General features: G+C 42.1%; 17 protein-coding genes and 1 other annotated feature. Of the genes, 3 read left to right on the top strand and 14 right to left on the bottom strand.

Going from position 1 to position 21,371, the window contains the following annotated elements; genetic code table 11:
* Positions 1-58: 58 nt before the first annotated feature.
* From K9B36_RS11050 to K9B36_RS11025, 6 genes are all read right to left on the bottom strand, one after another.
* Positions 59-544: a hypothetical protein gene (locus tag K9B36_RS11050; RefSeq protein ID WP_223702121.1), complete on the bottom strand. Its 486-nt coding sequence runs from the start codon at positions 542-544 to the stop codon at positions 59-61.
* Between the two features lie 61 nt (positions 545-605).
* Positions 606-860 (bottom strand): hypothetical protein, encoded by a 255-nt coding sequence (locus K9B36_RS11045; RefSeq protein WP_223702120.1) that lies wholly within the window; start codon positions 858-860, stop codon positions 606-608.
* 57 nt (positions 861-917) lie between these two features.
* Positions 918-1,928: a serine hydrolase domain-containing protein gene (locus K9B36_RS11040; protein WP_223702119.1), complete on the bottom strand. Its 1,011-nt coding sequence runs from the start codon at positions 1,926-1,928 to the stop codon at positions 918-920.
* A 649-nt stretch (positions 1,929-2,577) separates the two neighbouring features.
* Entirely contained in the window at positions 2,578-4,008 is a 1,431-nt protein-coding gene (gene proS, locus K9B36_RS11035; RefSeq protein WP_223702118.1) for a proline--tRNA ligase, read from the bottom strand.
* 42 nt (positions 4,009-4,050) lie between these two features.
* Positions 4,051-4,257 (bottom strand) — a binding site (T-box leader).
* A 140-nt stretch (positions 4,258-4,397) separates the two neighbouring features.
* Complete coding sequence (locus K9B36_RS11030) at positions 4,398-4,886, bottom strand: hypothetical protein (RefSeq protein ID WP_223702117.1); 489 nt, start codon at positions 4,884-4,886, stop codon at positions 4,398-4,400.
* A 107-nt stretch (positions 4,887-4,993) separates the two neighbouring features.
* Complete coding sequence (locus K9B36_RS11025) at positions 4,994-6,469, bottom strand: glycoside hydrolase family 32 protein (RefSeq protein WP_223702116.1); 1,476 nt, start codon at positions 6,467-6,469, stop codon at positions 4,994-4,996.
* 169 nt (positions 6,470-6,638) lie between these two features.
* Here K9B36_RS11025 and K9B36_RS11020 point away from each other — a divergent pair, with 169 nt between their 5' ends.
* Positions 6,639-7,109 carry a hypothetical protein gene (locus K9B36_RS11020; RefSeq protein ID WP_223702115.1) on the top strand — a complete coding sequence of 157 codons (471 nt, stop codon included), beginning with the start codon at positions 6,639-6,641 and terminating at the stop codon, positions 7,107-7,109.
* Between the two features lie 112 nt (positions 7,110-7,221).
* Here the strand turns inward: K9B36_RS11020 and K9B36_RS11015 are convergent, their stop codons facing one another.
* The 3 genes from K9B36_RS11015 to K9B36_RS11005 form a co-directional block, all read right to left on the bottom strand.
* Complete coding sequence (locus K9B36_RS11015; RefSeq protein ID WP_223702114.1) at positions 7,222-8,142, bottom strand: diacylglycerol kinase; 921 nt, start codon at positions 8,140-8,142, stop codon at positions 7,222-7,224.
* A gap of 293 nt (positions 8,143-8,435) precedes the next feature.
* Entirely contained in the window at positions 8,436-9,995 is a 1,560-nt protein-coding gene (locus K9B36_RS11010) for a flotillin family protein (RefSeq protein WP_223702113.1), read from the bottom strand.
* A gap of 12 nt (positions 9,996-10,007) precedes the next feature.
* A complete protein-coding gene (locus tag K9B36_RS11005) occupies positions 10,008-10,547 on the bottom strand; it encodes a hypothetical protein (protein ID WP_399201794.1) in 540 nt (179 codons plus the stop codon).
* Positions 10,548-10,910: 363 nt separating this feature from the next.
* Between K9B36_RS11005 and K9B36_RS11000 the strand changes: the two genes are divergently transcribed.
* Positions 10,911-11,792, top strand: a complete 882-nt coding sequence (locus tag K9B36_RS11000) for a M15 family metallopeptidase (RefSeq protein WP_223702111.1) — start codon at positions 10,911-10,913, stop codon at positions 11,790-11,792.
* Positions 11,793-12,942: 1,150 nt separating this feature from the next.
* Here K9B36_RS11000 and gatB read toward each other — a convergent pair.
* Genes gatB through gatC form a run of 3 tightly spaced genes read right to left on the bottom strand, consistent with a single transcriptional unit; the run spans position 12,943 to position 16,148 of the window.
* Positions 12,943-14,373, bottom strand: coding sequence for an Asp-tRNA(Asn)/Glu-tRNA(Gln) amidotransferase subunit GatB (gene gatB, locus K9B36_RS10995; protein ID WP_223702110.1), 1,431 nt, complete (start codon positions 14,371-14,373; stop codon positions 12,943-12,945).
* Between the two features lie 11 nt (positions 14,374-14,384).
* Positions 14,385-15,842 carry an Asp-tRNA(Asn)/Glu-tRNA(Gln) amidotransferase subunit GatA gene (gatA, locus tag K9B36_RS10990; protein ID WP_223702109.1) on the bottom strand — a complete coding sequence of 486 codons (1,458 nt, stop codon included), beginning with the start codon at positions 15,840-15,842 and terminating at the stop codon, positions 14,385-14,387.
* Positions 15,843-15,857: 15 nt separating this feature from the next.
* Positions 15,858-16,148: an Asp-tRNA(Asn)/Glu-tRNA(Gln) amidotransferase subunit GatC gene (gatC, locus tag K9B36_RS10985; RefSeq protein WP_223702108.1), complete on the bottom strand. Its 291-nt coding sequence runs from the start codon at positions 16,146-16,148 to the stop codon at positions 15,858-15,860.
* 511 nt (positions 16,149-16,659) lie between these two features.
* Between gatC and putP the strand changes: the two genes are divergently transcribed.
* Positions 16,660-18,171, top strand: coding sequence for a sodium/proline symporter PutP (putP, locus tag K9B36_RS10980; protein ID WP_223702107.1), 1,512 nt, complete (start codon positions 16,660-16,662; stop codon positions 18,169-18,171).
* Between the two features lie 409 nt (positions 18,172-18,580).
* On the opposite strand, the gene K9B36_RS10975 is transcribed toward putP, so the two are convergent.
* Both K9B36_RS10975 and pruA read right to left on the bottom strand, forming a co-directional pair.
* Positions 18,581-19,237: a DUF4397 domain-containing protein gene (locus K9B36_RS10975; protein ID WP_223702106.1), complete on the bottom strand. Its 657-nt coding sequence runs from the start codon at positions 19,235-19,237 to the stop codon at positions 18,581-18,583.
* 135 nt (positions 19,238-19,372) lie between these two features.
* Positions 19,373-20,920, bottom strand: a complete 1,548-nt coding sequence (gene pruA, locus K9B36_RS10970) for an L-glutamate gamma-semialdehyde dehydrogenase (RefSeq protein ID WP_223702105.1) — start codon at positions 20,918-20,920, stop codon at positions 19,373-19,375.
* Between the last annotated feature and the right edge of the window lie 451 nt (positions 20,921-21,371).

Here is a 21,371-nt window from a genome sequence, read left to right as displayed (position 1 = left end):
ACTGCAGTAATAAAGTTCACCAACGATAATGCCACGAGGTTACCTTCCCACCATATTATTACTCCAACTCTAAATTCCCTATAATATTTTCCATTTTCTCATAATAATCATGGCTGTTTAGAACATAATAGTGGCCCGAATTTTCTGATGAAATGATTATCCGGTTGCTGTCATCAAAGTTAATGTAAAGAGAATCAGTTTTTAAAACACCTGGTGATTTTTCGTTACTTACCTGAACAGAAATACTGTATTCTCCAAGCCACCTATCTGTCGGATTAGCCTCTCGTCTTAACCATAATCCAGAGAAGTTTTCTACCATTTCTTTAATTAATTCTACATCTTCAGTTGATCCTTCAGCTATTTTTGCGTCAAATCTATTCCCATCTTCAGAAGGTGCATACTTTGTGACAGTGGCACTTTTAATAATGGTGTCTTCATTAAATTGCTTTGAAATAATGGTGTCAGATGTTTTTATATTGATAAAAATGATGAGTGCTATAAAGGCTAGGAAGACTGTACTGATGATAATGGATAATTTCCTCATGTACTTTGAAGACTCCTTCCTTTTTTAATAAAATATTAGCTACTAATTTAGTTTTCTTCCATTAGCTAATTACCAGCAAGGAATCTATTAGTAATCCCGAAAAAATTAAAGCAATACCTATTAAAAGGTTCACTTTTTTTTCATTCATCTCGGTTTTCTCAAGGAAATATATTGGTACACCTATTGATGCTAAGTATTGGATGCTGTTTAAAAGATAATATTCTTTAAAGATCATTAAATTAGGGAAATATTGATAGATCCCTGAAACTAATCCCAATATAAAAAGCATCATTGGTATTCTTAATTTCCACTTCATCTCTAACCTCCCAATATCTATAATGGTGCACAAACTTTACGTCACCAGTGTCTGCTTTTACAAAAGTTCTTCCACAGCAGCCATCACCTTATGCGGCCCTGCTGCCTTGTTGGACGGAATAACAAGGATGTTGCCTGAAGCCGGGTAGTAGCCCGAGGCAAAGCTTACGCCAGGATCGTATCCCATAATATGATACTTCACTATGTTGTCGTTTTGCTTCTCGATCCATATTCCATATCCATAATTGTCTTCTTCATCCACTTCTACATGTGGAGTCAGAAGCAGGGTGGTCATCTCTTCATTTAATAACCTGTGCTCCATCAAGGCTTTCCAAAGCTTCGCCATATCTGGTGCTGTAATAAAAGCCCCGCCATCTGCTCCGCCTTTAATTGGAATCGAGTAAATATTACTTCTCCACGTTCCATCGTCGTTGTCGATATATCCTGTCGCTGTGTTGGCAGGCAAACTATCTAAAGAAAAATATCCGGACCCTCTCATATCGGAAGGAAGGAAAATACTCTCTTCTATATAATGAGTAAAGCTTTTTCCTGTGATTTGTTCCACAATCAATCCCAATAAAATAAAGCCCGCATTATTATAATGAAATCTCTCACCGGGTGAAAACATCATGTCAGCCTGCTGAAATAGAGGCAAAAAATCCTGCAGCCTCTTGATCCCATACATCGGCCTGCTCTTCCACAGATCCTCGTAATCCTCCATAACCTCTTCATCAAAATAATCCGGTATTCCCGAGGTATGCGTTAACAAATGATGGATCGTGACACTTATATCAAAGTTTGGAAAACTAAACTCCAGAACTTCCTGCAACTTTGACTCGAAACTCAACTTTCCGTCCTGTACCAGACGGCATATGGCAATGGCGGTAAAGAGCTTGCAGCCCGAAGCTATTCCGAACTTAGTTTCCACTTTATTTACTAATCTATCAGCCCGATTCGCATATCCATGGGCAGAGCTGTATACAGTGCCTGTATTGTTCTCCAAATAGACCACACCTGAAAAATCAATCTCTCTGGCTTTCTGCTCTATCAGACTATCTATCTTTATCATCAAATACACATCCTCGTTTTTGTTTCCATTGGCATATGCAGCTCATTGTCGTTATATACGGTTAGGGACTCACTAACAATATTACCATATTATTCTTATCTGTGGGCAGAGGGTGTGTTTTTACAAATCCAATACTGTGAGTCTTATTTGAATGGCTGTGTTAAACGCCCTGTTGATTTCCGCAAAAGGCTACGCGTTCCACGGGGCGGTGCTAGAGCCTCCTCGGCTGTGCCTGCGGATCGCAAGTATTCCGCGGCCGGACGTGGAGTCTCCGCCTTTTGCTCCAATCATCGCTAGAATAGCGTTATTATCAACATAAAACTTTAACAGAGCCATTTGAATAAAAAAAACGCCCTTCCACATATAAAATGTAGTAGAACGCTTCTATATTCTCTGCAGGATGAAGCCCGACTGCCTTTAATTTGTTGTTTTAACTGCTCTTTGCAAGGAAGGGCCGGGCTGGAATTCGATTTATCGTCCATTCTCGAGCGGTTATTGTCCGAAATTTATTTTTATCGTTCAAAATAGCCAACTTATCATCCACTATTTTATTTTATCAACCATTCTATCCGATATATCGACCATTCGACAAATCGTGACAAGTTTCGCCCCCCGTCTCTTCCTTCGTCACTCAGCCCCCAAACCGCCATCAATAAGCCTTCGCCCAATAAACCATCTTCTTCGCTTCACCACCACAGCACACACATTCCTCTGACAGTTTTTCCTGCTCAAATGGCATGCAGCGTGACGTCGCACCAGTCTCTTCCTTAACCTTGTCTTCACAGCTTTGCTCGCCGCACCACATTGCCTTGATGAAGCCTGCTTTTTCCTCGAGCTCTTTTCTAAATTCGTCAAAAGTCACGGCGACACTTGTCTTCTCCTCGCGATGCTGCCTTGCTTTTTCCAGCAAGCTCGCTTGAATTTCCTCAAGCAGCCCTGCAACCGTCGTTTCCAGACCATCCATCGAAACGATCAGTTTTTCCCCCGTATCACGCCGCACCAGCACAACCTGGTTTTGCTCGATATCGCGTGGACCAGCCTCTAAGCGAAGCGGAATGCCTTTCATTTCGTACTCGTTGAATTTCCAGCCCGGCTTTTTATCGCTTGCATCAATGCCGACACGGAACTGGGCAGCCAGACGCTCTTTCAAGTTATAGGAAAAGTCCAGCACGCCTTCTTTATGCTGTGCAATTGGCACGATCATCACCTGAGTTGGTGCAACTCGAGGTGGAACCACCAAGCCCCTGTCATCCCCATGCACCATGATCATGGCGCCGATAATGCGAGTGGTAAAGCCCCATGAGGTTTGCTGAACATACTGCTGCTTGCCTTCGCGGTCAAGGAATTGAATCCCGAACGCTCGCGCAAAACCGTCCCCTAAATGATGGGAGGTGGCAGACTGCAAGGCCTTTCCGTCATGCATCAAGCTCTCAATAGTATACGTATGCTTGGCGCCTGCAAACTTTTCCTTCTCGGTCTTTTGTCCTTTTACAACTGGAATCGCCAGAAACTTTTCACAGATTTCTGCATACACATCCAGCATTTTCACGGTTTCTTCCTGTGCATCCTCATCAGTTTCATGGCACGTATGGCCCTCCTGCCACAAGAATTCCAGGGTACGCAGGAACGGCCTTGTTGTTTTCTCCCAACGAACCACATTTGCCCACTGGTTATATAACTTCGGCAGGTCACGGTAGGAATGGATAATATTTTTATAATGCTCCCCGAAAAGCACCTCAGATGTTGGACGAACCACCAGCCGCTCTGCCAGCTTCTCGTCACCGCCATGTGTTACCCAGGCCACTTCAGGTGCAAAGCCTTCAATATGATCCTTTTCTTTTTGCAAAAGGCTCTCCGGAATAAACAATGGCATATACACATTCTCATGTCCCGTCTCCTTAATCCGGCGGTCCAGCTCATTTTTGATATTTTCCCATAACGCATAGCCATATGGCCGGATAATCATCGAACCACGTACACTCGAATAGTCCACAAGCTCCGCCTTTGTTACCACATCGGTATACCACTGTGCAAAATCATCATCCATCCCGGTAATCTTTTCAACAAACTTCTTGCTCATCGCCAACACCTCTTTTTATAAAATAAAAAAAGCCATGCTCGTATAAGGGACCATTTCTGGCGGTACCACCCTTATTCAAAGCATCGCTTTACACTCTCCATGGTAACGGTTTTGAACCGCTGTATCTTCATACAATCTGATACAGAACTCTGAGGCAGGTTCAAATGAACATCTATAGGCGCCTCTCACCACTCAGCACCCTCTCTTAATAGACATGACCACTCTACTAATCCTCTTCCACGTTTTGATATTTGAAAAGATTATATCCAGTTTGTCTTGCATTGTCAATGTTCCAAAAAGGGAAGCTAAATGATTTATATTCTATACCTAGTACTTCAAACCCGCATCACAATACCCTTCTCCGATAGTAGCCGTTGCAGGGAAAAGCATTATTTAACATCTGTTTCCTTTATTTCAATCAGTTCTGACACAGTTCCGACCTTTGCTGCTTGGTATTTCGTGCCATCAGCTGTTTGAAAATACACACCTTGAATGGATGCATCCTGTTCCAAAAGTTGAATAATTTCCTCTTGCGATAGCTCTTTAGAATTAAAAGTAATTTTACCTTTGATTCTAAATTTATTGTCATCCAACTCTTCAAAATCACTAATTTCTTGTTCTATTAATCTCTCTTCAATCCAGCCTGCGATTAAAGGTTCTACCGTTTCATTGTCCATTTCAAGTCTGTCACTATAATTCATATGAATTTCATAAAATAAAGATTGTTGATTAAGTTCTTCATTCTCTTCCATGGAGGATGTGATTTCATAGATGTCTACTTCCAGCGGTTCATTGTCTTGAGGATTAGAAGTACAGCCAACAAGCATTATTGCTATAAGGCATAATAAAATAAAGCCTTTACATTTCTCTGCATTCATTTGTTTTCCTCCCCCTGGCTAAAAGAAGTTCTTCTAAATCTTAACATATTTTTCCTTAAAACAGTGAGAAAAACGGTGCAAATCTTCTAGGAGATTTGCACCGTTTTTTAGATTCCTTTAGTCATATTCCATTTTCTCAATCTAACTATCTTTGCTTCCCCTTTTGCAAAAAAGGAAATTCCATTTGCAAGTTGGGAAGGATAGATTCTTGCTGTCATTACTTTTTCCCCGCCGTTGATGAATACTTCAACCGAAGAGGAGTCGACAAATATCCGGAGAGTGAGCTTATTGTCCACCAAGGACACTGGAGCTTGACGAGTCCCCCCTGGCCCTGCTCCACTTTTTTCCCTGTCGAGCGTAAGAAGCTTTTCTTTTACATTATAGGTGAGGACGGTTTCTTCCTGCTCACTTTTACGCAGCTTTATCCCAAATTCCTCTGCTTGTCCGGAATTAATTGTTACCTCCATTTCAAGACTCGTGCCTTCCACTGAAGAAAATGATGTCTCTGTGGTCAGCAGTTCATTTTCAAAACTTACTTCATCAGCCCGCAGCTTTTTCAATTCTTCCACCGGTGTGCTTATGATTTTACCGTCTACTAATTGAAGCTCACGAGGGATCGTCATCGCACCGGCCCATTGATACTTCTGCTCCGGCATCTCACTTTCCCACATCGCCATCCATGCAATCGCGATTCGTCGGCCGCTGTCATCCACCGTGGTTTGAGGAGCGTAGAAATCAAAGCCATAATCAAGCATTTCAAAAGGTCCATGTTCCAATCTTCCTGTTTTATAATCAAGTGATCCCAGCACATAACCTGCCTGGTGAAGATTATGGAATTTTACACCCTCTGGTTTCATTCCTTGAGGCGACATCACGAGGACGCCCTTGCCATCAAGCTCAAAATAATCGGGACATTCCCACATGTAACCGAAATTCCCTTCCCCTTTTGCCATAACAGACATAAAATTCCACTCTACAAGATCATGGGACTGATAAAGCAAGACCTGTCCGATATGTTCCTTCGTTCTCGATCCAAGCACGCAATAGTAGTTCCTATTATGCTGCCATACCTTTGGATCACGAAAATGAAATGGGTGAATATCGCCCTCTGGCGCCTTTGCTATCACAGGATTATTCTCATACTTTGTGAAATGGATTCCATCCTCACTGATGGCTAATGCTTGTACTTGCTCTAGTTCACTTTCATGGTCTTCCCCTGTCCATACATTTCCGGTATACATTAAATAGAGCTTACCGTCCTTTTCCACTGCACTTCCAGAAAAGCACCCATCTTTATCATATTCGCTGCTTGGAGCCAAGGCGATTGGAAGGTGCTCCCATGACGCCAGATCCCTACTTTTCACATGTCCCCAATGCATCGGTCCCCATGTCGGATCGTAGGGATGATGTTGATAGAATAGATGATATTCCCCTTTGTAGTAGGAAAATCCGTTAGGGTCATTAATCCAGTGTGCAGGAGAAGCTATATGGTAGTTAAGGCGCCAATGATTTTGACTTACGCTTGCTTTTGCCTTATGTATAGAATGCTCTGCTTCTTGAATTGCTTTTTCGTGGCTGTTCATCATCTGCCTCCTCTTTTCTATCCATTATAATAAAACGCTGACCTTTTTGAAACTTCACCGTCCTACCTTCTACAGGATAAACTTAAGAAGGCTGGCGTAACATGTCAGCTGTACGTAAACTGTAACCTTCTCTGGTTTTTATCGTCAAAAGATTAAAGGGGGAATTAGTTTGAAATTATTGATTAAGTATACTTCATCTATATTACTTTCTATTCTGGTTCTTGTTATCACTGGCTGCTCAGGGGATAAGGTTAATATGGATGAAGAATTCCCTCCATCTATGCCTGGCTTTATTATGGTAGATGATACGGAATATGAAATGGCTCAGGGGAATTATCGTTGGGAGAAAAAAGAGGGCTTTTCCACACATGTGGCTCGGACTGACGCAGCTTCCCCTAACCAGATTGCTGAGAATGTTGAAGCAATCAAGATCCCACCCAACACCAAGTTGACCATTATAGTTGAAGAAAAACCTGCCTTGACTCTCTATCAATGGAATGAAGACGGTGGAAAAAAAGCGATGACATTAACTGATCATTCCTTCTCAGTCCCAACAGAGGAAGGCAGATATATCTACGAAGTCTTGGCTGAGTGGAAAAATGGGGAAGTGTCCTACACAATTGTGGTAGAAGTTGAGTGATGGAGGAGGGAGAAGATTTCATCATTCTGCTCCAACCTTACTTTTCATATACTAGCTTCGAGTTCTGGTAACTTTCTTCCCAAAATAAAAAAACAGCAGGCTTTCCCGCTGTTTAGTGGCATTTATTCATTTCAGTGACTCTACGTTTCTCGGATACAATCACTTCAAGGTGGCGATAAAGATTAACGAATTCTCCAGGAAGAAGGCCGCCATATTCCCCATCAAGGTTCAACTGCATTTTTTCCTGCGTACTGACTTTTACACGATTTGCTTTTGTATAAATAATATGAGGATCCTTAATGTGGTCCCCTCTTAATGCCATTGTAGCAATTCGGATAAAATCAGCGATGTTTGCTTTTTTCAAGATAATTAAATCAAACATCCCGTCGTTCATGCAGGAATCAGGGGCAAGCTTCTCAAATCCACCGACTGAATTGGATAAGGAAACAAGAAAAAGCATGATTTCTCCTTCATACACCTTCCCGTCAAATTCGATAACTACATTGGTTGGCCTGATAGAGGGCAGCATTTCCATTCCTTTTATATAATAAGCAAGCTGGCCAATGACAGTTTTCATCTTGCTTGGAACCTCGTAGGATAACTCGGTCATTTTTCCGCCACCGGCAATGTTCACGAAATATTGATCATTCGCTTTGCCGATATCGATTGGCATTGGAACTCCATTCGTGATAACGTCCACACACCCTAAAATATCGTCCCTTGGAAGATCAAGTGCTCGAGCAAAATCATTGGTGGTACCAACAGGAATGACGCCGAGTTGCGGTCGGTAAGGTTGTTCCGCCAACCCGTTTACCACTTCGTTAATAGTGCCATCTCCTCCTGCTGCAACAACTAAGTCATACTCGCGTTCTACAGCGAGCCTTGCTGCCTCTGTTGCATCCCCTTGGCATGTGGTGGCATGGCAGGACGTTTCGTATCCAGCCTTCTCTAACCTCACTAACACTTCTGGTAAGTGCTTTCGAAAAGCTTCACGCCCAGAGGTCGGGTTATAAATAACTCTTGCACGCTTCATTTACCATCATCCTATAATTAAATTTGCAAACTTGTATATATAGATTAAAATCTCGCTATGCTTAGATGAATGATTGATTATTGATCGATCTATTGAATCACTAAATTTACAGATCAAATAGAGTCAACCCCTATTTAACCACAGATAACATATTAGCCTATTATATGGTCAAGATGCAATAAAAATGAAAACCCAACTAACTCCGCACACCCAAACTAAAAGGGCCAGGCCCTCGGCAATACTACATAGAGTAGCAAATTCCTGCCGGGGTCTGGCCCCTAAAATAAATTTATTTATTGAGCATTTGGACTTTCGTCGTTTTTGTTTTGAGCTTTGATTTCATTTTTTACTGATAGTTCGTTTGCTAGGCTGTCGATGCTGTTTCTGACGTTGCCTTTTCCTGAGAAGTTCTCGATTAGCTCTTTTACATCGATCCCAGATGATGCTTTTAGTGATTCCTGTAATGTGGACATCAGGTTTGTCGCATAGCCAGTAACTTTGTTGGCACCGCTGTTTTCGCCACTTCCACCTGTATCGACAACTGTGATCTTATCGATGTTTCCAAGCGGAGCTGCCACTTGTTTCGCATATTCAGGAAGCATTTTGAGAATCATGTCGAGGATGGCCGCTTGACCGAACTGTTCGAATGCTTCTGCAATCTTCTCTTTCGCTTCTGCCTCTGCAAGACCTTTCAGACGAATGATATCAGCTTCGGATTCCCCTTGTGCTCTTTGTGCATCCGCTTTTGCCAAACCATCAATACGGATTTTTTCAGCTTCTGCTTTGGCCATTGCCTCAATGCGGTACTTTGTTGCATCCGCTTCTGCCATTTGCTTCGCTTTATCCCCGTTTGCAGCTTGCTCGACGGAGTAACGGTCCGCATCTGCTTTTTTCTTCACTTCAGAGTCATATTGACGTTCACGACGCAAGATTTCTTTCTCTTCTAATTCAATTTGCTTCTGACGCTCAATGATTTGTACTTGCATTTGCTGCTCCGTTACTTCTTGCTTGGCGCGTGCTTCTTCTAGATGGTACGCTTGGTCCGCACGGGCTTTCGCGATATCTTGCTCTCGGCGGTATTCTGCCATTTTCATTTTGTTTTCTTTTTCTGCTTCCGCAATCTCGGTTGCACGCTCAAGCTCCGCACGCTGCGCATCTTTGGATGCCTCTGCACGCTTGATACGTGTTTCTTTGTCTGCTTCTGCTGTTGCAATATCAGCGTCACGCTTTACTTGTGCGATACGTGGCTTACCAAGTGATTCTAAGTATCCATTGCTGTCACGGATGTCACGAATGGTGAAGGATACGATAATTAATCCCATTTTCGCTAAATCTTGTGAAGCAACACGTTGTACTTCCTGAGAGAATTTTTCACGGTTTTTGTAGATTTCCTCTACTGTCATGGATCCTAAAATAGAACGTAAATGTCCTTCTAAAACTTCACGAGCTTCATTTTCCATGTCTTCTTTTGCTTTTCCTAAAAATTGTTCCGCAGCTGTTGCGATATCACCAATAGAGTTTCCAATTTTGATGATTGCTGTACCATCTGCCATGACAGGTACACCTTGTTCCGTGTAAACCTCTGGAGTTTTTACATCCAATTTGATCGAAAGTAAACTTAAAGGGTCCGATTGTTGGAAAACAGGAACGATGAATGCCCCTCCACCTCGAACAATCTTGATCTTGTTTCCTGATTCATCTACATGTACGTTTTTTCCACCTAAATAGCTACCTGTAATAATTAGTGCTTCATCCGGTCCAGCCGTCTTATAGCGTGCAACAAACACGACAATAAGTGCAAAAAGAAGTATAACGACTACACCAATAATGATGGCGATTTCACCAAATACCATTACCCATTCCCCCTATTGATTATATGATTCTAATACTTTTTCGTAAGGAGTAACAAAAACTACCCCTTGTTGGACGTTGATGATCAGTACTTCCGTATCGTATGGAATTGGTTCATTATCGAAGCTTTGGGCTGATTTGGATACCGTGCTCCCGCCAATGCTAAGCACAACTTCACCAAAACCGTCCTGCGGCACCGATATAATAACCTTCGCAAGTTTGCCTTTTAAATCCTCATCAGAGTAACCAAGCGAAGATTCCGCAGAACGAATCGGTACAAAAACAAAGAAATGCAGCAAGGTAACCAGCCCGATCGCGATTAAGGAAGCAGCTCCCAGCACTAACCAGTCCGAAAAGGGAGAGAATTTCTCCAATAGATAACCCGAGGCGCTGAACACAGTGAAAAACGAAAGAATAAGTGCAGGATCCACAGGTATCACATCAAATATTCCATCCACAACATCAGAAAGTAAAATATAGATTAGTGTTACGCTCCCGAAAATAATGAGCCCCCATAAATAGAGAGACACCATTTCCATTCCAAACATCGTCATAAGCAATCGATCCTTTATCTTTAGATTAGTCTTGCTGATCTGTCTTGCATTCAAAAGTCTGCCAGCCGTATTCCATCAAACGTTTCCTGACCTCCCCCTCCATTTACTCTTCCGATAGTATATACGGTTTATACCAATCTTTGGTTTCATAAAATTGCAAATTTTATCTTCATTTGCGATTTTTTTACCGTTGGTTTTGCGTAAGTTGACACTATCAGTTCAACAGCTCCATACCCAAATTCTAATTCAGCAAAAAGAGACTATGATAAATAGTGTAAAAGTGTAAAATAGAAGAGAGACTTTTTTGAATAAACGAATTATTCGCACCTCTTCCATAATAAACCAAGTTAGTGAGGAATACCATTGCAAATTTTAAAAAAGATGATAATTGGTACAGCAAGCATTAGCCTACTTATTGGATGTAGTCCATTAGAAGAGAAACTCTTATTAGTTGGTTCACCTCATTCTTCCAAGTCCACCTCTCCCCTCAACCTATCCAAGGAAAATGCGATATGGGATGAATTTTTCATAAAGAAGGAAGTGGTGGTGGTAGACGAAGTGGAGAATCAAGAAGAAGGAGAAGAAGCACCTCCTGCCTCTGAGGAGCAAGGTGAACAAGTGGAACCTTCGACCCCTGAAGAAGAGGCCATACCAGTTGTGGCGAATCCATCCACGATTACAGTGATGGTTAACAAGTTTTGGGCGTTACCTGAAGGATACCGTCCGCCAGATCTAATTCGTCCAAATGTGCCATTCTCGTTTGGAGATGAAAAAAGTGACCGCTCGAAGCTGCGACAAGAGGCTGCAGAATCGTTGGAAATGATGTTTGCTGATGCCCAGTCAGAAGGAATTGAACTTTATGCTCGGTCTGGTTTCCGCTCGTACGAAACACAAAATTCCATTTTTCAAAATGAAATTGCAACCTTTGGGTACGAACAAGCGGTTCTATATGTTGCACGGCCAGGAACAAGCGAGCACCAAACCGGCCTCGCCATGGATATTACAGCCAAAAGCGTCAACTTGGAGCTAGTGGAAAGCTTTGAAAATACCGTAGAAGGTAAGTGGTTGGCAAACAACGCGCATCACTATGGCTTCATTTTGCGCTATCCAAAAGGGAAAACAAACATCACAGGGTACGCCTTTGAGCCTTGGCATTACCGCTATATCGGTGTGGAAATTGCAACAGAGATTTTCAACAAAGAAATTACGTTGGAAGAATACATGGGTGATGTGCGGGAGTTTTAATAGGAAGCAAGGTGCGGCGGAATGTCGTGCTTTGCTTTTTTTATCGGGCTCGCAGTGGTGAAGCGGGGGAAACCGCAGCGGGGTCTGTTGAATTTACAGCCGCTCGCCATATTGAAATAACAAATTAGAGCTTTTGGAGAAAAAGCGTTCCGTGCGCAAATGTCGAGAAGTGATACGAAAAAACCGAGTTCCGTGCACAAGTCCCGAGAAGTGGTGCGCAACATCGGAATGCGGGAAGCATGTCGCCAGAGATCTACCCACTAAACGCGTTCTGTGGTGGACTACCCTGAAATGTAACACAAAAACAGCATTGCTGGAAGCATGTCGCCGTGAAATCTACCCACTTAAAGCATTTTGTGGGTGAATACCCCAAAATGTAACACAAAAACGAAGAACCGCCGGGCAACCCCGGAAGTTGCGCATAAGGTCTGGTGCAGTGAGCAAATTCCCATAAGCTTTGGAGAAAAGCGTTCAGTGCGCAAATGTCGAGAAGTGATACGAAAAAACCGAGTTGCGTGCGCAAATCTCGAGAAGTGGTACGAAAAAACCGAGTTGCGTGCGCAAATCTCGAGAAGTGGTACGAAAAAACCGAGTTGCGTGCGCTAATCCGGAGAAGTGGTACACCACACCGGAATGCGGGAGGCAGGTCCCCAGAAATCTACCCACTAAACGCGTTCTGCGGTGGAATACCCCAAAATGTAACACAAAAACAGCATTTTTATCGGCCGTTCCACCATGAAAGTTGCGCATAATATCTGGTGCCGAGCGCAAATTGCCATAAGCGATGGAAAAAAGCGTTCCGTGCACAAATGTCGAGAAGTGATACGAAAAAACCGAGTTGCGTGCGCAAGTCCCGAGAAGTGATACGAAAAAACCGAGTTGCGTGCACAAATCCGGAGAAGTGGTACACAACACCGGAATGCGGGATGCAAGTCCCCAAGAAATCTACCCACTAAACGCATTCTGTGGTGGAATACCCCAAAATGTAACACAAAAACAGCATTTTTATCGGCCGTTCCACCATGGAAGAAACACTCACCCGTTCAGCCGCTGTCTGCTTTTTCTGCACCACCACACCATATCCCTTACGCACAAAAAAAAACAGAACCCCCACAACACCCGGAGTTCTGCCCTAAAACAAAAACACTACTTATCGTTTCTTAATCTCCTCAAGTAAAAGCTTGTTAACCAAAGGAGGATTTGCTTGTCCTTTTGTTGCTTTCATGATTTGGCCAACGAGGAAGCCGATTGCCCGGTCCTTACCGCTTTTGAAGTCTTCAATCGATTGCGGGTTGTTATCAAGTGCCTCGCCAACGATTTTACGAAGGGTTGCTTCATCAGAAATTTGCACAAGACCTTTTTCTTTTACAATTTCTTCTGCGTCGCCGCCGTTTTCGATTAGTTCCTTGAATACCTTTTTCGCTATTTTGGAAGAGATTGTTCCTTTTTCGAGAAGCTTAATCATCCCAGCCAAGCCTTTTGGCTCTAGGGAAGTTTCATGTAGTTCTTTTTGCTCGGCATTAAGGTAGGCGGAAACTTCTCCCATTAGCCAGTTGGATGCAAGCTTTGCATCTGCTCCATTGTTCACTGTCTCGTCGAAGAAATCGGACATTTCTTTTGTTATCGTAATAACCTGAGCATCATAAGCAGGCAACCCGAGTTCTTCTACATAGCGCTTTTTCCGTACATCAGGCAGTTCTGGAATAGAAAGGCGAATTCGTTCTTTCCATTCATCATCAATGTGAAGTGCCAGTAGGTCAGGCTCTGGGAAGTAACGGTAATCGTCTGATCCTTCTTTTACACGCATGAGCACAGTTTTCTTCGTTGCCTCATCATAGCGACGTGTTTCCTGTTGGATAATTCCTCCTGATAAAAGAACCTTCTCCTGACGAACCACTTCATGCTCCAAGCCTTTTTGTACAAAGTTAAAGCTGTTTAAGTTTTTAAGCTCTGCTTTCGTGCCGAATTTTCCCTGCCCAACTGGACGAATGGAAATATTCGCATCACAGCGAAGGGAGCCTTCTTCCATTTTACAATCAGAAACGCCTGTATATTGAATGATTGATTTTATTTTTTCAAGGTAGGCATAGGCTTCTTCTGGCGTTCTTATATCAGGTTCTGAAACAATCTCAATGAGAGGTGTTCCTTGGCGGTTAAAATCAACTAGGGAATAGCCGTCGCCTGTGTGCATTAGTTTTCCTGCATCTTCTTCGAGGTGAAGACGAGTAATTCCTATGCGCTTCTTTTCGCCACCGACTTCTATTTCAATCCAGCCATTTTCCCCAATTGGCTTGTCATACTGAGAAATTTGGTATGCTTTTGGATTGTCAGGATAGAAGTAGTTTTTCCGATCAAACTTAGTGTCAGATGCAATTTCGCAGTTGAGAGCCATCGCAGCCTTCATTGCGTATTCTACTGCCTGCTTATTTAGGACAGGAAGGACACCTGGGTACCCTAAGTCGATTACACTTGTTTGTGTGTTAGGATCCGCTCCAAATTCCGTTGGGCTGGAGGAAAATATTTTCGACCGGGTTTTCAACTCTACGTGTATCTCTAGACCTATAACCGATTCAAAGTTCATCGTCTCACCCCTTACAGTTGTGGTTTTTGTTTATGATGGTCGGTTGCTTGCTCAAATGCATGGGCAACCTGGTAAACTGTACTTTCATCAAAATGCCTGCCGATAATTTGCAGTCCGACCGGCAGCCCATCTACAAAGCCTGCTGGCACGGATATTGCTGGTACACCTGCAAGGTTCACTGGGATGGTTAAAATATCGTTTGCATACATCGTTAAAGGGTCTTTCGTATTTTCGCCTAATTTAAAGGCTGGAGTTGGCGTGGTTGGCCCGATAATTACGTCAAATTTATTAAAAATTTCTTCAAAGTCCTGCTTAATTAACGTTCGGACCTTTTGAGCCTTAATGTAATATGCATCATAGTGGCCTGCGCTTAATGCATAGGTTCCGAGCATGATTCGACGTTTCACTTCTGGTCCAAAGCCTTCGCTCCGTGTTTGTTTGTACATATCGAGTAAATTCTTCGCATTATCTGTACGATAGCCATAACGCACACCATCAAAGCGAGCAAGGTTGGCCGATGCTTCAGATGAAGACAATAAATAGTAGGTAGCTAGCGCGTACTTAGAGTGAGGGAGTGACACTTCTTCCCACGATGCTCCAAGACCTTCCAATACTTTAAGTGCATCTTTTACAGATTGACAAACTTCTTCACTGACTCCTTCACCAAGGTATTGACTTGGTACTCCAATTTTCAGCCCCTTCACATCGCCTGTTAAGCTAGATAAAAAGTCCGGTATTTCTGCTTGTGCAGAAGTGGAGTCATTTGGGTCTAGACCGGATATTGCTTGTAAAAGGTAGGCATTATCCTCTACTGTACGTGTAATAGGACCGATTTGGTCTAGAGACGAGGCAAATGCGACTAACCCATAACGAGATACGCGGCCATAGGTAGGTTTTAACCCAACCACACCACAAAATGCTGCTGGCTGCCGAATGGAGCCGCCTGTATCAGATCCTAGCGAGAAAAAGACTTCACCTGCTGCAACTGCTGCTGCTGATCCACCGCTTGAACCACCTGGTACATGGTCAAGACTCCACGGATTTCGTACTGCTGCAAAAGCGGAGTTCTCATTAGAAGATCCCATTCCGAATTCATCCATGTTAATTTTCCCGATGGTTACAGTTTCTGCCTGCTTTAATTTCTCGACAACCGTCGCATCGTAAATCGGATTAAAGTCACCAAGGATTTTACTAGCACATGTAGTTCGAATTCCTTTCGTGACGATGTTATCCTTCAATCCGATAGGAATCCCGAATAATAAGCCGTGGTCCCTCTCAAGTCCAAGTGCTTCATCTAGAACTTTCGCTTGTTTTCGTGCATTCTCTTCATCTAGTGTCAAGAAAGCTTTTACCTTACCGTCTACTTCGCTTATACGAGTAACGGAAGTGTCCACTAGATCTGAAACTGTGATTTCTTTTTTATGTAGTAGACTATGTAATTCTGATATCTTTTTATCAAATAATGACATGGTTACCCCTTCTTCCTACTCTATAATTGTAGGTACGCGAACTTGTCCATCCTTATGGTCCGGTGCGTTCTTTAATACCTCATCCACTGGTAAACCTTTTTTCGGCACATCTTCTCTCAAAACGTTCTTCATATTAAGAACATGGGAAGTTGGTAGAACATTATCGGTATCTAATTCATTTAGCTGTTCTGCAAATGAAATAATTGCATCTAATTGACTTGTGAACATTTGAGCTTCCTCTTCACTAAAGGTAAGACGAGCCAAATGAGCCACGTGCTTTACTTGATCTTCTGAAATACGGGACATACAATTCACCTCCGCAAAATATCGAAACCTGCACAATACCCTTATCATACTAAACAACCCCACCCCCAAGCAATAAAATGACCTCTCGCTCACTATATTTCTCCACACCAACACCTAAAAATATCACCTGACCCTAGTTACATATATTGTAAAAAGGGGCCAGACCCCTCTTTCACACACTACTGTAACAAAGCACAAGATGTAGGGTTTTTTTTGTTATGTTTGGGTCAAAATATGGAGGGGTCGGCGGAAAAATAGTAGCAAACATAACAAGAATATTACGGAAATATTACACATCTGAATATTCTGAATAGTTTTACTTTAATTTCTTCTCGATTCTCCCTTAAGCCTTAAGCCTCAAGGGATAGAACTATTTACTTCCTATTGGAAAATGTTTGGTTCCCTTGAAATGTGGGAAATACTTTGTTAGCTTAAATACTCATAACCGGTATAAGTGCAATTCGGGGCGCCGGAATTGCCAAAAAAAGAGAAATTATAGGGGAGTGTTAGGATGGATACTGGAACAATTATATCCCTCGCAATTTACTTTATTGCAATGCTTGGGATTGGGTATTATGCTTATAAAAAATCTACAGGTGATTTATCAGAATACATGCTAGGCGGTCGTAATTTAGGACCAGGAGTTACTGCACTTTCAGCTGGTGCATCAGATATGAGTGGCTGGATGCTAATGGGGTTACCCGGTGCAATGTATGCATCAGGTATATCAAGTGCTTGGATTGCTATTGGTTTAACAATTGGTGCTTATTTAAATTATATTATCGTAGCACCTCGTCTTCGTACCTATACTGAGGTAGCAAACGATTCTATTACAATTCCAGATTATTTTGAAAACCGCTTTTTTGATCAAACTCGCATTCTTCGCTTTGTATCTGCGATTGTTATCATTATTTTCTTTACACTTTATACATCTGCCGGACTCGTTTCCGGGGGGACTCTTTTTGAAAGTGCCTTTGGCTTAGACTATAGATGGGGCCTATTCGTTACAGCAGGTGTTGTTGTAGCCTACACTCTATTTGGTGGATTCTTGGCAGTTAGTTTAACGGACTTTGTTCAAGGTTGTATTATGTTAATCGCCTTGGTTCTTGTCCCAATCGTCGCCTTCACTTCACTTGGAGGCATTGATGCAACTTTAACTGATGTAAGAGCTATTGATCCAACTTATCTTGACTTTTTCACTGGAACAACCATTCTAGGAATTATATCATTGCTTGCATGGGGACTTGGTTATTTTGGCCAGCCACACATTATCGTTCGATTTATGGCGATTAAAAGTGTTCGTGAATTCAAAGCAGCTCGCCGTATCGGAATTGGCTGGATGATTGTTTCTATTATTGGTGCATTAGCGACAGGATTTGTCGGTATCGCTTATGTATCACAGAACGGAATGGACTTTGAAAACTCAGAGACGATTTTCATTGTCTTATCGCAATTACTTTTCCATCCTTTAGTCGGAGGATTCTTACTGGCAGCAATTTTGGCAGCCATTATGAGCACAATTTCTTCTCAGTTGCTTGTTACTTCAAGTGCCTTAACAGAAGATTTTTACAAAACATTCTTCCGTCGCGATGCTTCTGATAAAGAATTAGTATTAGCAGGACGTATTTCCGTACTAATCGTTGCAATTGTGGGTATTTTCCTTTCCTACACACCAAATGACACCATCCTTGATTTGGTTGGTAACGCATGGGCTGGATTTGGTGCAGCATTTGGGCCAGCAATTATCCTTAGCCTATACTGGAAACGTATGAACCGTTGGGGAGCACTTGCAGGGATGCTCGTAGGTGCCATAACCGTTCTAATATGGATCTATACTCCAGTTGAGTGGATTGAAATCAACGGTGGCTCACTAAGCGACTTTATTTATGAAATCGTACCTGGATTTATCCTGAGTACCATTGCCATTGTCGCTGTAAGTTATCTTACTAACTTCCCAAGAAAACCAGTTCGTGAAACATTCACCGAAATGGAAGATACTTTGGAAGAAGAACAGAATAAATAATCTCTATAATGGGTACCAAAAGAGAGCCTTGCTACTGCAGGCTCTCTTTTTGCCCTTTCTAGGCTTAAGAAGGTTTTATACGATAGTACTTTAAAAAGTTCATTTGTTACACACCAGCTGTAGCCATTGGTAATACTGTATTTAATTTTACAGTTAAACAATCGTTTGTTTGAAAAATTCTTTATAAAAATAATAATACATTGCAAAACAGTGAAAATAACCCATAATAGACCATAAATCTACTATAACATTTTAAAAAGTTGTTTTCTAAATGAACCTTCAAACCCCTTGGTACTCCCACGTTCACTTCTTCTTTCAATCAAACGTTTGTTTGAATTTTCCTATAGTAGCATAACGATAAAAAAAGCTATTCCCATTAGCATATTCTAATGGGAATGGCCTTATATTTTTAGTTTGTTTTAGCGTTGTCTACCAACGCCAAAACTTCTAGTTTGTCAGCAGTGTTAACTGCAAATAGACTATACACATTATTTCCTTCTAGTTTGGATCCGGATAAATCCAGTACTTGCTTTCCATCAGGCGTTCGGATTTCTAAATCATAAAGGCCTGGGGCAACTTCAATATAGTCGGTTACACCCTTGAACGATGCACCTTTAAATAATGCTTCTCCCCCTTTTAATCCTACATCCACGGTAGGCGCATCAGGTGAAAGATGTCCAACACGGATTTTCGTCTTTCCTTCTGTTACATCCATTGAATCCTCCACAATCACTAGTTCCAGATTAGCAAGCTTGTTCGCTGCCGCCACGGTATAAGCTTTTCCTTGTTCTACCGTGACTTTTTGCGAAATTACCGCTTGATCTTTTTTTCCTGCTGGAAAGATTTCCACTGTATGTTCTCCAGCTTTGAGTGGAAGATACTCTGTTGCCGCTTTAAATGCTGCTGCTTTTACAACAGGCGCCCCGTCTACATACACATCTACTTCAGGAGCATCTGGTGAAGCGTGTAAAATTCGCACCTTTGCTCCTCCTTCAGAAGCAAAAGCCCCACCTGCCACACCCAAAACAAGCATACAAACCGATAGCATGAACAATAATTTTTTCATTATCTTATCCTCCTTTTTTCTAAAACACATGTTTTGCACAATAGTTAGTATTTAGCCATCTTTCCAAAATATACAAACAAATATTTCAGTAGAGAAAAAAAAGAAGCCGACCCGAAAGTCAGCTTCTTTTTCATCTTATAATGTTTCAGATGTAGTTTTTGCTTGTAGGTGTAATAATAGGTAGTCAGGTCCGCCTGCTTTGGAGTCTGTTCCTGACATGTTGAATCCACCAAATGGCTGGTATCCAACGATGGCGCCTGTACAACCACGGTTAAAGTATAAGTTACCTACGTGGAAGTCTTCACGTGCTTTTTCGATATGGTCACGGTTGTTTGTGATAACCGCTCCTGTTAATCCGTAATCTGTGTTGTTGGCAATCTCAAGGGCATGATCAAAGTCTTTTGCTTTTGAGAATGCTACTACTGGTCCGAAGATTTCTTCTTGCATTAAGCGAGCTTTTGGATCAACGTCCGCTACGATTGTAGGTTGTACGAAGAATCCTTTCGAGCTGTCGCCCTCTCCACCCGCTAGGATGCGTCCTTCTTCTCTTCCGATTTCAACGTATTTCATAATTTTATCAAATGCAGCTTGGTCAATTACTGGACCCATGAAATGATTGTTTTCAGTAGGATCTCCCACTGTTAATTCTTTTGTCAATTCAACTGCACGGTTTAAAACTTGGTCATATACATCTTCCACAATTACTGCACGGGAACAAGCAGAACATTTTTGTCCTGAGAAACCGAATGCAGATTTCACGATGGATTGAGCAGCTAATTCAAGATCACCATCTTTATCAACTACCATGGTATCTTTTCCACCCATTTCAGCAATCACGCGTTTCAACCAGATTTGGCCTTCGTTTACTTTGGAAGCACGCTCATAGATTCTTGTCCCAACATCACGAGATCCTGTAAAAGAAATGAATCGAGTACGTGGGTGATCAACGAGATAGTCTCCTACTTCTGCTCCACTTCCTGGTACAAAGTTAAGAACACCAGCAGGTAAGCCCGCCTCTTCCATTACTTCAACAAACTTTGCAGCTACAACCGGCGTTGTTGATGCAGGTTTCAATAGCACAGTGTTACCTGTTACAATTGCCGCTACTGTTGTACCAGCCATAATTGCAAATGGGAAGTTCCAAGGTGAAATGATAACGCCGACACCTAGTGGAATATAGTTATAACGATTGTATTCACCTGCACGACTTTCTACAGGCATACCATCTTTTAATTCAAGCATTTGACGAGCATAGTATTCTAGGAAATCAATTGCTTCTGCTGTATCAGCATCTGCCTCGTTCCAAGGTTTACCCGCTTCTTTCGTTAATAATGCAGAAAATTCATGCTTACGGCGGCGAATGATAGCTGCCGCACGGAATAGGATGTCCGCTCTAACTTCTGGCTTCACTTTACGCCAAGTTTGGAACGTTTCATCTGCAACCTGCATCGCCTTTTCCGCTAAATCACGATCAGCTTTTGACACACGACCAATAATTTCTTCTTTATTGGAAGGGTTAACGGATACGATCTTATCTTCAGTCGTAACACGCTCTCCACCAATTAATAGGTCATAATCTTGTCCTAAATAAGAGTTTACTAGCTTTAAGCCCTCTAAATAGGCCTGCTTGTTCTCCTCATTAGTGAAATCAGTAAATGGTTCATGTTTGTAAGGTACTACCATTACATTCGCCTCCTTCAATTCTAAGCGCTTGCATACAATTCTCATTCTACCTCATACTCGATAGTCTTTCAAATATTGTTTGTTATCAGAAAAGTGGAAGCGGTTTGTTTTTGGGGGCGTTGGTATGGAGATGACGGGCATTGCGGGCGGGTGGGGATTGAGGTGAGGACGAATAATATTTCTTCAGCATTACGAATGGTTTTCTCTCTATTTTGTTTGTTTGTTTTCTATTTTAATTGGTAATTGAGGTTTTTTATGGTGCCGGTTCCATATTGGGGCTATTTTCACTTGTTCTAGCAGTAAAAGGACTGCAATTTAGGGAGTTTTTCGCTACTTTTGGTGATCTATCTAACAACTTTTCCTATTTCATCTAACTACTTTCTAAATTTATCTAACAACTTTACTCTCTTCATCTAACTTTTTTTCTATTTTATCTAACAACCTCCCTGAT

The organism is Sutcliffiella deserti, assembly GCF_020037475.1.
Lineage (GTDB): Bacteria > Bacillota > Bacilli > Bacillales > Bacillaceae_I > Sutcliffiella_A > Sutcliffiella_A deserti.
Note: the sequence above shows the minus strand (reverse complement) of the source record. Positions and strands in the feature narration are given on the sequence as shown.